10 protein-coding genes are annotated in these 14,925 nt (G+C 35.7%); all 10 read right to left on the bottom strand.

What is annotated here, in order from left to right:
* Positions 1-41: 41 nt before the first annotated feature.
* The 10 genes from gltA to PCY70_RS07980 all read right to left on the bottom strand — a co-directional run bounded on the left by gltA (position 42) and on the right by PCY70_RS07980 (position 14,858).
* Entirely contained in the window at positions 42-1,427 is a 1,386-nt protein-coding gene (gene gltA / locus PCY70_RS08025) for an NADPH-dependent glutamate synthase (RefSeq protein WP_010167173.1), read from the bottom strand.
* Positions 1,420-2,256 (bottom strand): sulfide/dihydroorotate dehydrogenase-like FAD/NAD-binding protein, encoded by an 837-nt coding sequence (locus tag PCY70_RS08020; protein WP_305766942.1) that lies wholly within the window; start codon positions 2,254-2,256, stop codon positions 1,420-1,422. The genes gltA and PCY70_RS08020 overlap by 8 nt, the downstream gene beginning before the upstream one ends.
* An 84-nt stretch (positions 2,257-2,340) precedes the next feature.
* Positions 2,341-3,885, bottom strand: a complete 1,545-nt coding sequence (cls, locus tag PCY70_RS08015) for a cardiolipin synthase (protein WP_305766941.1) — start codon at positions 3,883-3,885, stop codon at positions 2,341-2,343.
* Positions 3,886-4,007: 122 nt separating this feature from the next.
* Positions 4,008-7,526, bottom strand: coding sequence for a pyruvate:ferredoxin (flavodoxin) oxidoreductase (nifJ, locus tag PCY70_RS08010; RefSeq protein ID WP_305766940.1), 3,519 nt, complete (start codon positions 7,524-7,526; stop codon positions 4,008-4,010).
* A 12-nt stretch (positions 7,527-7,538) separates the two neighbouring features.
* Complete coding sequence (locus PCY70_RS08005; protein WP_010168299.1) at positions 7,539-8,324, bottom strand: M55 family metallopeptidase; 786 nt, start codon at positions 8,322-8,324, stop codon at positions 7,539-7,541.
* Positions 8,325-8,361: 37 nt separating this feature from the next.
* On the bottom strand, positions 8,362-11,250 hold the full coding sequence (locus tag PCY70_RS08000; protein WP_305766939.1) for an insulinase family protein: 2,889 nt from the start codon (positions 11,248-11,250) through the stop codon (positions 8,362-8,364).
* A 178-nt stretch (positions 11,251-11,428) separates the two neighbouring features.
* Positions 11,429-12,379 carry a D-2-hydroxyacid dehydrogenase gene (locus PCY70_RS07995; protein WP_305766938.1) on the bottom strand — a complete coding sequence of 317 codons (951 nt, stop codon included), beginning with the start codon at positions 12,377-12,379 and terminating at the stop codon, positions 11,429-11,431.
* Between the two features lie 21 nt (positions 12,380-12,400).
* Positions 12,401-13,339, bottom strand: a complete 939-nt coding sequence (locus tag PCY70_RS07990) for a transketolase family protein (RefSeq protein ID WP_305766937.1) — start codon at positions 13,337-13,339, stop codon at positions 12,401-12,403.
* The gene (locus PCY70_RS07985; RefSeq protein ID WP_010168303.1) at positions 13,340-14,173 is read right to left on the bottom strand and encodes a transketolase; all 834 of its coding nucleotides are present in this window, start codon (positions 14,171-14,173) and stop codon (positions 13,340-13,342) included. It abuts the gene before it with no gap.
* A gap of 19 nt (positions 14,174-14,192) precedes the next feature.
* Complete coding sequence (locus PCY70_RS07980) at positions 14,193-14,858, bottom strand: aspartate/glutamate racemase family protein (RefSeq protein ID WP_010168304.1); 666 nt, start codon at positions 14,856-14,858, stop codon at positions 14,193-14,195.
* Between the last annotated feature and the right edge of the window lie 67 nt (positions 14,859-14,925).

Here is a 14,925-nt window from a genome sequence, read left to right as displayed (position 1 = left end):
ATATAAAAAGGTGCTACAAAATTAATTGCGGCACCTTTTTTTTATCGTTTTTTAATATATTCATCCATAGCTGCAGCTGCATTTTTACCTGCACCCATAGCTAAAATCACGGTCGCTGCTCCTGTTACAACATCCCCACCAGCAAAAACTCCCGGCTTCTCAGTTATTCCCGCATCATCAGCTACAACGCAACCCCATCGGTTAGTCGTTAAATCTGGTGTTGAGCTTGGAATGATTGGATTTGGAGATGTTCCAATAGATACAATTACGCAATCAACATCCAATATAAATTCTGCGTTTGGAACTTTCACTGGAGAACGCCTTCCGCTTTCATCTGGCTCGCCAAGCTCCATCGTATCACATTTGATAGCCTTAACCCAGAAATTTTCATCGCCAATAATTTCATTAGGATTAGATAATATTTTAAATATAATTCCTTCTTCTTTAGCATGATGAACTTCTTCTGCTCTAGCTGGCAATTCATTTTCAGATCTACGATATACGATATAAACATTTTCTGCACCCATTCTCTTGGCTGAGCGAGCTGCATCCATCGCGACATTACCTCCGCCAAAGACAGCTACATTCTTTGCATGATAAATAGGAGTTGCTGCACCATCTTCATACGCTTTCATCAAGTTGATACGAGTTAAATATTCATTTGCAGAATAAACTCCATTTAAATTTTCGCCAGGCAAATTCATAAATTTAGGAAGCCCTGCACCAGAACCTACAAACACCGCTTCATATCCATCTGCTAATAAGTCATCAATGGTTTCCGATTTTCCTACAACAAAGTTTGTAACAATTTTCACACCTAATTCTTTTAGGCTATTGATTTCCTTTTGAACTAATGCTTTCGGAAGTCTAAATTCCGGAATTCCATACATCAAAACTCCACCTGCAACATGGAAAGCTTCAAATATTGTAACATCATAACCCATTAAAGCAAGGTCTCCCGCACAGGTTAATCCTGCTGGTCCTGCTCCAACAACCGCTACTTTATGTCCATTTGCTGCCGGTTTTTGAGACTTTTCGGCAAAATTTTCCATCGCCCAATCCGCTGCAAATCTCTCCAATCTACCAATTCCCACAGGCTCATTTTTAATTCCACGTACACAATACTTTTCACATTGAGATTCTTGAGGGCACACACGTCCGCACACAGCTGGCAAAGAAGAGGTTTCTTTTATAATATCATTTGCTTTTTTAAATTCTCCAGCCTTAATAGCAGAAATAAATTCTGGAATTTGTACATTAACAGGACATCCTTTCATACACGGCTTATGTTTGCAATTTAAGCATCTATCAGCTTCTTCTAAAGCGTCCTTATCTGTATATCCCAAAGTAACTTCTGCAAAGTTTTTGTTTCTAATGTCTGGCGCTTGTTCAGGCATTGGCACTTTTACTTTTGACATATTAGGCATTTTTAAATCCCTCCAAACTACATTGACTTCTTTCATGGTCGTGATACATTCTAGACTTTCTAATAGTTTCATCAAAATCCACTAAGTGACCATCAAAATCTGGCCCATCAACACAAGCAAATTTAGTTTTATTATCAACAGTCAGTCTGCAGCAACCACACATTCCAGTGCCATCTACCATAGTTGAATTCATACTTACAATGGTTTTAATTCCATATGGCTTTGTTGCTAAGGATACAAATTTCATCATAACAAGCGGTCCAATAGCAATCACTAAATCATAGTGTGCACCACTTTCTATTTCTTCTTTTAATACATCCGTCACAAGCCCTTTTTTGCCATTAGAACCATCATCTGTTATAATAGTAAGTTTTTTTGAACATGCGCCCATTTCTTTTTCTAAAATAACAAGATCCTTATTTCTAAAACCAGCAATAACATCAACAATTGCTCCTGCTTCATAGAAAGCCTTTGCTTGAGGATAGGCAATTGCACAGCCCAAACCTCCGCCAATTACGCAAACTCTCTTGCCTTTATACTCCTCCACTTCAGAGGCTAGTCCAAGAGGTCCAACAAAGTCCTGAATATATTCTCCTTCTTCTTTTTTACCAAGTTTTATAGTAGTATATCCAACTTCTTGAAAAATAATAGAAACTGTACCAGCCCCTCTATCATAGTCAGCAACAGTCAGTGGTATTCTTTCACCATCTTCATCAACTCTCAAAATAATAAATTGACCTGCTAATGCTTTCTTCGCAACATTGGGTGCGTCAATTTTCATACGTACAACTTGCTCACTTAATCTCTGTTTTTCAAGTATTTTATACATTAAAAAATCGCCTCCTAGCTCCTAAATTATAAGAACTATTCAGCGATAAGTCAACGCCTTATTTAATTTTTCACAAACCCTTTTTTACATAAACGGTGCAAATATCATTAAGATCGCATTTATCGCACGTCCTCCAAGCCCTAATTCCACATCTTCTAATTCCACTCTCTTACTTACGGCAATAGTCTGCTTTTTATCATCTTCGAGCGCCGTAATCGCCGGATTATTATACATATATACGCCACACTCAAAATTTAAATATAAACTTCTATAATCCAAATTAATTGTACCTATCATTCCTATAGTTCCATCTGCAACAATAGATTTGGCATGCAAAAATCCTTCAGTATATTCATAAACTTTTGCGCCTGCTCTTAATAATGATATATAATTTGTACGAGTTATTCTAAACACTGCCTTTTTATCGGGTATTCCCGGAGTTAAAATATTTACATCTACTCCACGTCTAATTGCCAAAATAAGCGCATTTTTAGTAATATCATCTAAAATTAAATATGGTGTCATTATATAAATATTTTCTTTCGCCTGGTTAATTATGTCCACATAAACATTTTGCCCCACTGTTACATCATCAAGTGGATTATCTCCAAATGGCTGCACAAACCCTGCATTTTCATAATATGCAGTTTCTACCTTATACTCTGATGGTACCAAATGAATATCAGAAGCCACATTCCACATTTCAATAAATAAGCAAGTTAACCCCCATACTGCAGGTCCTTCAAGTCTAATTCCAGTGTCTTTCCAATGACCAAATCTAACTACTTCATTGATGTATTCATCAGCTAAATTTATTCCTCCTGTAAATCCTATCTTTCCATCTATAACCAAAATTTTTCTATGGTCACGATGATTCGCGACTAATCCTACGATAGGTTTAATTCTGTTAAATACTCCACACTTAATATTAGGATGTACATTCTCTAGCTCTTCTCTATATTGCCACGGTAATGTCGTAATACATCCCATATCATCATACATAATATAAACTTTTACGCCTGCCTCTGCTCTTTGTTTTAATCTACTAAGTATTTCCCCCCACATATATCCTTCAGATACAATAAAGTATTCCAAGAAAATAAATTTTTCTGCCTTAATTAACTCTTCCAACATATCATGAAAATAATGTTCTCCAAGTGAAAAATATTTTACATCTGTTCCACGAAAAGCCGGATAATGTGTTGCTGCCTTTAAGTATGTTGTTGTAGAGTAAGCACGCGGATTTTCTGTATAGAGACTGCTATTTGTTTCATCATCTTCTTTCAAATATCTCTTTATTTCTTCAACTGACGCATTTACCTTTTCGTTTAATTTTTTTGAAGATGATTTTTCGCCCCATAACAAATAAAGTAAAATTCCTAATAATGGTAATAAATGGATTATAACAATCCAACTGACCTTATATGCTCCTGGTTCATCATTTCCTATCAAATATATAATAAATATTAACGATAATACATATAACGCTGACCCCACTAAAACAGATACTTCCAAGAATCTAAAAAATAATACTAAGAATATTATCACTTGTATTATTGCAATGATTCCTGTGATAAATAAGCGATTATAGATCGTATTTTTATACTTCTCGGTTTTCAATAATCTCATACATATCCCCCTTTATACGATTTTTTGTCTTTATAAAAATACCATTAAATCCTAAATTTGTCAAGAGGTTGCTTGTTATGCCAAAATAAAACCCCCCCTAAAACATTAGGAGGGAAATTTTATTACTCAGCCAATTTTTTATAACTTTCATATCTATCTTTTGCATCTTGTTCTGTCTTATCAAACAGCCTATCACTTTCTTCTGGATACAACTGAGTAAGTGCCGAGTATCTAACTTGATTCATAATAAAATCTAAAAAGCTTTCAGATGGTTCCTTCGAATCGAGAGTAAATGGATTTTTTCCTTCTTCTTTTAGATCCGGATTAAATCTATATAAATGCCAATATCCCGCTTTAACAGCATCCGCGGTATTTTTAATTGAACATGCCATTCCCTGCTTAATACCCTGGCTGATACAAGGAGAATACGCAATGACAATCGAAGGCCCGTCATATGCTTCTGCTTCTAACAATGTTTTAATTAGATGATTTTTATCTGCACCTATTGCCACTTGCGCAACATAAACATTCCCATAGCTCATCATCATCATTCCCAGATTTTTCTTGCCAGTTTTTTTACCAGACGCTGCAAACTTGGCAATCGCTGCAGCTGGAGTAGCCTTAGAAGATTGACCTCCAGTATTAGAATAAATCTCTGTATCAAATACAAGCACGTTTACATTTTCACCAGAAGCCATAACATGATCGAGTCCACCATATCCAATGTCGTATGCCCAACCGTCTCCACCAAGAATCCATTGAGAACGTTTAACCAAATGATCTTTGCGCTCCTTAATATTTTCTACCAATACTTTTGCATCTCCACCAAAGTTGCCTTCAAGCGCTTTCAATACTTTTGCTACCGCATCTCTCGAACCTGCACTGTTATTTTTATTAGCAATCCAGTTTGAAAATGCCTCTTTAGCAGATTGATCGATATCCATTAGTATCAAAGCTTGCATGTCATCTTCTAGCTTATTTCGTAGTTGCTTATCTGCAAGAGCCATCCCATATCCATATTCCGCATTGTCTTCAAATAATGAGTTTGCCCATGCTGGTCCTTTGCCTTCATGATTAGTAGTATAAGGAGTTGCTGGTGCAGAGCCTCCCCAAATCGAAGAACATCCTGTTGCATTTGCAATAACCATTCGGTCTCCAAATAATTGAGTTACAAGTTTAATGTAAGGAGTTTCACCGCATCCTGCACATGCCCCAGAAAATTCGATTAAAGGAGTTTTAAACTGACTATCCTTCACAGTTTTACCTTCAACCAGATCACCTTTATATGATACGCTCTTTGCTGCATACTCCCAATTTATATTTTCTTTCTCAACCAAATCTCCAATATGCTTCATTGCCAATGCCTTATTTTTAGACGGACAAATATCTACGCAGTTTGAACACCCCGTACAATCCAATGGGCTCACTTGTATTCTATATTCCAGTCCTTCAAATACTTTGCCAATTGCTTTTTTGGTCTCAAAAGTTTCAGGAGCGGCAGCTTTTTCATCTGCATTTACTAATACTGGCCTAATACAAGCATGCGGGCAAATGAATGCACACTGATTACACTGGATACAGTTATTTACATTCCATTCTGGTACATCAATCGCAATACCTCGCTTTTCATATGCGGCCGTTCCACAAGGGAAAGTTCCATCTTCGTACCCATTAAATATGCTAATTGGCAGATTATCTCCCTCCTGAGCATTCATAGGAAATACAACATTTTTAATAAAATCAGGTACTTGATCGTGGCTTTGTTCAGCATCTACAGAGTTTTTCCAATTATCTGGAATATCCATTTTTACAAGTGCGCTTACACTCATATCAATTGCTTCAAAATTCATGGCAACAATCTTTTCACCCTTTTTGCCATACGCTTTTTCTACAGAATGTCTAAGCTCTTCTCGCGCTTCTTCAAATGGAATAATATTCGCTAATTTAAAGAAAATAGTTTGCATAACCATATTAATACGTTTCCCAAGACCAGTTTCTTCTCCAATTTTTGTCGCATTAACTATATAGAAGTTGATATCATTTTCCATAATATATTTTTTCATTTTGGCTGAAATATGATTTTCAACATCTTCTGGCTCCCAAACACAGTTCAATACAAAAGTTCCGCCTTTTTTAAGCCCTTTTAAAACATCGTATTCTTCTACATAAGACTGATTATGACATGCAATATAGTCCGCTTCATCAATTAGATATGTCGAACGTATTGGCGTATCCCCAAATCTAAGATGCGAAACAGTTATGCCACCAGATTTTTTAGAGTCATACGCAAAATATGCCTGAACGTATTTATCCGTGGTTTCACCAATAATTTTAATCGCCTGCTTATTTGCACCAACAGTACCGTCAGAACCTAATCCCCAGAATTTACAGCGTACAGTCCCCGGGTGAGCAATACTAAATTGTTCATCTATCGGAATAGAAAGATGCGTAACGTCATCATCGATTGCAACTGTAAATCCATTCATCTGCTTTCCTGCTAAGTTATTGAATACTGCTTTAATATGTTTTGGGGTAGTATCTTTTGATCCCAATCCATAACGTCCACCAATTATTTTTACTTTTCTATCGCTATCAAAGAAAGCATTTCTAACATCGAGATAAAGTGGCTCTCCTGCTGCGCCAGGTTCTTTAGTTCTGTCCAATACGCAAATTCTTTCAACAGTTTGCGGAATCGCTTCCAACAAATGCTTAGTGCTAAATGGTCTAAATAAATGTACTTTTACAACTCCAACCTTTTGCCCTTCTGCATTCAATTTATCTACAGTTTCATCAATCGTCTCTGTTACAGATCCCATCGCAATCAATATATCTGTTGCATCTGCCGCACCATGATAATTAAATAACTTGTAATTTCTACCTACTTTTTCACTAATTTTATGAAGATATTCTTCGAAATAATCTATCAGTTTAATGTAATATTTGTTTGAAGCTTCCTTAGTTTGAAAATAAATATCAGGATTTTGAGCAGTTCCTCTTGTTACAGGGTGCTCTGGAGAAAGTGCTTTTTCTCTAAATCTAGCCAGTGCATCTTTATCCAACATTTCTTCATAATCAGAATAATCAAGCACCTCTACCTTTTGAATTTCATGTGAAGTTCTAAATCCATCAAAGAAATGAATTACTGGCAAACTTCCTTTTATCGCTACCAAATGTGCTACTGGTGCAAGATCGGCAACTTCCTGAACAGACCCCGATGCAATCAAGGCGCAGCCTGTTTGTCTTGCCGCCATAACATCTTGGTGATCACCAAATATTGATAATGCTTGCGCTGCCAGTGCTCTTGCACTCACGTGAAATACTCCGGGAAGAAGCTCACCGGCAATTTTATACATATTCGGAATCATAAGCAGCAGCCCTTGTGATGCAGTAAAAGTGCTAGTTAACGCGCCTCCTTGCAACGAGCCATGAAATGCTCCCGCCGCACCAGCTTCAGATTGCATTTCTACTACACTAACACGTTGGCCAAAAATATTCTTTTTACCATTGGCACTCCACTCATCCATGACCTCTGCCATAGTGCTTGACGGAGTTATCGGATAGATTGTCGCGACATCCGTAAACGCATATGCGGCATATGCGGCCGCTGTATTTCCATCCATCGTAATTTTTGATTTTGCCATCATTTTCACTCCTTAAATAAATAATAAAAATGTTAATATATCCTGATAATTTTCTGATTGAATTTTTATAGTATGCGAGTTGACTTGTGTTGCATGAGGAAAAAAACTATATTTATAAGCTTCTTTGTGCTCCTTAAATGTAACTTCTAGCGTAAACTCATCTATCATAGGCATCTCAATAGAATCTCTTTTTGAAATTCCTCTTTTCAAAGCCTCTTTAATTTCCTTACAAGCCATTGCTGGGTGATTGCTAATCATTGCTCCAGCAAATCCTTCTTTTACTGCAACCGCTTCTATATTAGGATCAAGTTCGGATACTTCGCGAACTATTCCTCCGTCTCCAGTTACCAATAAGGTAGGAACATTCAGACTATTTGTCAAGGTATGATAAATTAAAAATTCACTTGCAATTTCACCATTTAATGTTACCTTAGCAAGCCTTGTATCTAGTGTATGTGATAAGGGTGAGTCCGGGGTGCTAGCTGCAGAATGATATCCTAAGAACACTACCCCTTCATAACTTTCATCTATTCCTTCAACCATATTATACGGATGATTTGCCCATCCAGACATCAATTTCACCTGAGTTGGCAAATCTTCATGGCATATATTTTTGCCATATCCATGAGCATCTTTTACTAAAACTTCAGTAGCACCCATTTCAATGGCAGCCTCACATGCTGCGCAAACCTCTCTGGTCATTCTAGCACATGCTTCTGAAGGAGCCTTCATATCAGACTCTTGCCAAGTTGATATACTAGAAATACCTTCTATATCAGCACTAATATAAATTTTCATTAAACTCCTCATTTCACAATTGTTTCATAACAACATTCTATATTTCGGTAATAGTAGTAAATAATTGTTTATTCTGGTCTATACTTATTGCGTTACCAAATACACAATATTGATTTTTATCAATAACCGCTTGAAGCAACTCTGAAAATCCTTGTAATGTTTCGTTAGTAGTTTCAAATAATTCATCACGCGATTTTTGTAAAATTTCTTTCGTAACATGTGCAAAATAATATATCTGCGCTGTTGAGCCCTCAGTATAGGCAGTAAATGGAAAATCTTGGGCGCTAATAGTTCCGATCAAATATTGTAGCAATTCTCTGTCGCTTAAATTTAGATTTTTTACATAATTAGCAATTTCACGATACACATCTAACGTTTCCTTAATATTAGGATCGCGATATGATGTAAAATACACATTTCCAGATCTTCTAAAATCACAAAAACAGCCATAAGCTCCATTTTTAACACGCACATTAGTCCATAAATAATCCATCGACAATACTGATTTTAATAGTTGCAAGCTTCCGCTATATGAATATCCCAAATCCTTAAAATTATATCCCATTGCCACATAATTAACATTTCCTGAAGAAACAATAGCTTCCTTAACCTCTGTATCTTTGAAACTTGCAGACACATCGTCAACACTATTATCAGGCAATGCCATCACCACTTCATGCACTTTATCCAAAATTTCATTTTCGTTATCAACTGTTATACCAACCTGTATTCTATCGCAAGTACACAATTTTTGATAGGCTTTTCTTAAATTATTTACAAAAGTTTCTTTCTTATTACTCCAATTATCAACGATTTCTTCAACTACATGATAAAAAACTAATCCCTTACTTTCCTCTTCAAAACTTCCTAAGGCAGTAAAGTTAGAAAGCAACCTTGTAATGGCCACCTTATGTCCTTCACTCGATAAAAACATCTGCATCATTGATCGCAGTTCCTTCAAAAGTTCTAGCAATCTTACCGTATCATCAAATTTAGTTTTCGTAATAATTTCATCAAATAAATGTAATTGTTTATCAATATATTCAGTTAGTGCCTTAGATTTTACAATAAAATATCGCTCATCTTCACCCTCAGTTTTTATATTTGCTATACCTTGAATATTATAATCCATATTTCCAAGATACATATTGATATTCGATGACAAATCTTCATATGAATAATTAACAGTATCAAGCTTTCCTAGCATTGCAGTCAAAATACCCATATATGGTATCAATTCATCTTCAATACCTTCCAGATTTATATAGAAACTCAAATAACAAATTTTATTAGTTTTTAGTTTAGATATAATATATTCTTTGCTGTCCTTACTTATTACATTATATCTTGGAAAAATAACATTTTTTGAAAGCTCATCTTTTGACAAAAGCGGAATTTTTGCAACTTCTTCAGGTTTATCTGGAGCACTCTGAAACTCTTTAAATGCTTTAGTTTTCTCAACAAGCATTTTTAGTTCTGCATCAGACATATCAGCTTTTATTTTTTGTAATTTTTTCTTAACATTTTCATCTTCACGTTCACTAAGACCTTCTTCTGGATACAGTATCACCTGTGATCCATGAGTGTTATCCAAGAAATACTTTTGGATTAGGCTTTCAAAGTATCCATCTGCAATTGAATTTTTTATATACATTAATGCTTTTTCATATTTTAATTGCTCAAGTGGATCATCATCATAAATAAGCCCTTTCATGCTAGCAACAAAATAATGTAACCCTTTAGAATATCCTCTAGATTCTCCTTCACGCATAGAAAATTCTTTAACCTGAATAGCTCCCAATACTAAATTATCATCTATCCCTTCTGCTACAAGCTTTTTAAGTGTTTCATAAATGATTTGATAAAATTGATTTTCCTTAGTACTGTCTGCGTTTTTGGCAATAATACTAAAAATTGGTTGTTTTATATGCGATTGAAATACTCCAAATACATCCTCTGCAATTTCTGCTTTTATCAGCGCTTTTCTGAGCGGAGAAGCAGAAGTATCCAGCAAAATATGCTCTAAAATACTCATAGAAAGCGTAAAAAGCCTATCTGTAGCTTCTCCCATTGCAAAATTGAGAGACAAATATAGCTGATCACCTTTTTTTTGGTTCACAGAATACGGAAATTTTTCTGTTATAATATTATTATATGGTACCTGTGTTAAAATTTTTGAATCAATTACCTGATAATCAAAATGACTCAAATAGTCTTTATCAATAAATTCCAAAACTTCTTCAATATCCATTTTTCCATACAGCCCGATATAGCAATTAGAAGGATGATAATATTTTTTGTGATAATCAATATAATCTTCATATGTTAAATCTACAATTTTATCTGGACAGCCACCCGATTCATATCTATATTGAGTATCCTTAAACAGAGACTCTTTAACTTTTCTAAACAGCACTTCTTCTGGAGATGAAAAAGCCCCTTTCATTTCATTATATACAACACCTTTATACTCAAGCTCACCTTCTAGCTCTGCCAACTCAATTCTAGAACCTTCCTGCATCAATAAAAATTCATTTTTATAAATGTTCGGAAAAAAAACTGCATCTAGATATACTTCCATCAAATTATGAAAGTCTTTATCGTTTTCACTAGAAACAGGATATAAAGTTTTATCAGGATATGTCATAGCATTTAAATATGTGTTTAACGAACCCTTTGCAAGCTCCACAAACGGATCTTTAATGTCAAATTTTCGCGAGCCGCAAAGAACTGAATGCTCCATAATATGCGGTACACCTGTACTATCTGAAGTAGGCGTTCTAAATCCTATTCCAAATGTTTTGTGTAAATCATCATTATTAAAATATAAAATTTTTGCATTTGTTTTGTTATGAACAAACTGGTATACTTTCGCATCAATTTCTCTCACAAAATCACACGAAACTTGTGTAAATCCATTTATCATATCATTACCTCCTTTTTCGTATTATAAGTCCTATACTTTATTTTGTCTATAAGAATTTTATTATTCGAATTCTCTATTATACCATCATAAAGCAGTCAAAAAACTCCAGAAGCAGTGATTCAAAATTATTGTAAGATCACTGTTGCTGGAGATAGTTCGTTTTTACGCTTCTGTATCTTTAATTTACTCGATTTATAATATTTCCTTTTAAAAATTCCTTTAAATTATTTACTGCAATATCTAATAGGCGACCTCTAGATTCTTTAGGTGCCCACGCAATATGAGGCGTTAGAATGCAATTTTGTGCAGTAAGTAATGGATTATCATCTGCTATCGGCTCTGTAGAAACAACATCAAGCCCCGCACCTGCCACTTTTCCATTATTTAATGCTTCGGCTAAGTCTTGCTCGTTCACTAATCCTCCACGCGCCGTATTAATAATCATTACTCCATCTTTCATTTTGGCTATATTCTCTTTGCAAATTATGCCAGTATTCTCTGGAAACAATGGACAGTGTAGACTAATAACATCTGCTTGTTTGAACAATTCATCTTCTGATACATATTTGTATCCCTCTTTTTCTAGTTCCATATTCACAAATTTGTCATAAGCTATTACGTTCATTCCCAATGCCTTTGCAACTTTTGCAGTCACCTGACCATTTCTGCCAAGCCCAATAATACCAATTGTTTTTCCCGCAAGCTCTATTAACGGATAATCCCAAAAACAGAAGTTGCCGCATTTTTGCCATGCATTCTCATGTCTAACACGATAATTATGGTGCCCTATATGATGACATAACTCTAGCAATAACGCAATTGCAAACTGTCCTACTGCATCATTTCCGTAAGTCGGAACATTACAAACGGGAATTTCTGATGCCGCATCAATATCAACCACGTTATATCCCGTTGCCAATACTCCAATCCACTTAATATTTGTCTTCTCAATTGTTTCTTTAGTAATTGGAGTTTTATTTGTAAATACAATGTCTGCGTCACCAATTCTACTCACAATGTCTACATCTTCTGTCTTATCGTAAATCGTTGTTGGTGCAATATTCGTTAACTCTTTCCAGCTCAAATCTCCTGGATTCAGTGTAAACCCATCTAAAACTACTATTTTCATAATAATTCCTTTCTTCACAATCTACATGGCTAGCAGTTCTTTGCTCACTGCAACAATATTTTCTACAGTAATTCCATTTTTCTTTAGCAAACTTTCATATGGTGCGGACTCTCCAAATTGATCCTGTATTCCTATCCGTCTCACAATTCCAGCTCCTGCTTCTGCAACAACTTCACAGACCGCACTTCCCAAAGCATTCAAAATGTTATGATCCTCTACAGTTACAATTTTTCCAGTAACCTCTATTGCTTCCTTAACAACCGCAACATCCAATGGCTTAATCGTATGCATATCAAATAAAGCTACACTCACACCCTCCGCTGCCAATAATTTTGCCGCAGCATAAGCTAAATTTAGGACATCCCCATTTCCAATGATCGTTATATCAGTTCCATCCATCAATTTATTTGCCTTGCCCAATTCAAAAGTAGCGTTTTCATCATAAATCACAGGAATAGGATCGCGAGTAAATCTTAGATATACAGGTCCATAATACTCAGCTGCCGCGCGAACCAATTTTCTCGTTGCATAATAATCGGCTGGCATACAAACTGTCATATTTGGAATCGTTCTCAAAATTCCCATATCTTCAATTCCCTGATGACTTGCACCATCATTAGCTGGAGTAAATCCACCATGCGAGCAAGCAATTTTAACATTCAAGTTTGGATAACATACTTCTTGACGAATTTGTTCGCTCATTCGCATCGATCCAAACACAGCATAACTTGTAACAAATGGAATTTTTCCAGTAGTAGCTAACCCTGCTGCAACTCCACAAGCATTTTGCTCAGCTATTCCCACATTGACATGTTGATTTGGCAAATTTTGGCTAAAAGGTACAGTTTTGCAAGACTTTCCTATATCACAATCTACTACATAGATGTTCTTGTTTTCTCTGCCTAGCTCTAGTATTTCGTCACCGTAACCATCTCGTGTTGCAATATACGTTCTTTCCATTTAGAATACACCTTCCTCAATATCTTTAATAGCTTTGGCATACTCATCATCATTTGGAGCCATTCCATGCCAGATCACTACGTTTTCCATATAAGAAACGCCCTTACCTTTTACAGTCTTGCCCACTATACACTTTGGCTTTCCATTTTTATTTCTGGCAGCTGCAAAAGCATCTAACACGGCATTCATATCATGACCATCTATCGCAAAAGTCTCAAAACCAAATGCTTCAAATTTTTTAGCAAGATCCAACGTTGGCATAACTACATCACAACTATCGTCATTTTGTAAATTATTATTATCAACTATAACTACAAGATTATCTAGTTGATATTTAGCTGCAGTCTGTGCTGCCTCCCAAACCTGCCCTTCGTTAGTCTCTCCATCACCTAATAATGTGAATACTCTATAATTTTTTGCATCACGTTTTCCTGCAATAGCCATTCCAACTGCAACAGAAATCCCTTGCCCCAATGAACCAGTCGAAATATCGATACCTGGGCAACGTTTCATATCTGGATGTCCTTGCAAAATTGATCCTTCTTTTCGTAAAGTCCCTAAGATCTCTGTATCAAAATATCCTCTCAGACCTAAACAAGTGTATAACACTGGGCATACATGTCCTTTTGACAACACAAAACGATCTCTATCTTCCCACTTTGGATTTTGGGGATCTACTTTTAATTCATTAAAATATAATGCTGTCATAAATTCAGTAGCCGAAAGACTTCCTCCTGGATGTCCAGATTGTGCTTTATAAATCATTTCTAACAAAGTTAATCGAACAGTTTTTGCCTGCGCTTTTAACCTTGCAACTAATTGTTTATCTGCCATTGTTACCATATTTCCTTTTCTATTGTTTGTTCATCAATTCATCAATTCTTTCCATTCCAGAGCGACCAATTTTAAAAATAGGCACTTTCAGTTCATCATGCTCAAGAAGACTCATTGAAATTTGAGCACAAGCTATACAATCAACTTCATCTGCCAAACTATATAAATGCTCTCTAATCATTGCATCATGGCGAGGTCTATCCCCTGCACAAAGCACGTCGAAGGCACCATCTGCAACGCGAATGACAATTTCTACCTCTTTACCCAGCTCAGCTGCTTTTTCACGAATCACTCTCTCAATTGCTGCTGGACTTGTAGGCAATGTTGCAATGATACCAATTTTCTTCCCTGCTGCTACAGCCATTTCTGCAACTGGTTCTTCGATATTTATAATTGGAATATTTAAAAATGGTCGAATCCATTTAGTAGCCAGATTGACAGAAGTGCAAGTAACAATGATTCCATCCGCACCAGACTCTTCTGCCGCCTTAGCGTAATTGAACATTCTCGATGCGGTTGCGGGAGATACACCACCATCATCCAATGTTGAACGTAACAAACTATCATCCATTATATTATAAACTGTGAGATTTCCCACTTCATCAGCATATTTTTTTATATGAGGTGTATAAATAATATCCATAAAATTGTTCACTGTATTTATTGTATAAAGCTTCTTTGCCATTGTTCAAACTCCTTTTTGATTGATTAAGTATTAACATTTGTATCTAACACATTTATTAACCTGCAAA

This window comes from Candidatus Epulonipiscium viviparus (genome assembly GCF_030708075.1).
GTDB lineage: Bacteria > Bacillota > Clostridia > Lachnospirales > Cellulosilyticaceae > Epulonipiscioides > Epulonipiscioides viviparus.
The sequence above is the reverse complement of the archived record's forward strand: the minus strand, read 5'-3'. Positions and strand labels throughout refer to the sequence as shown.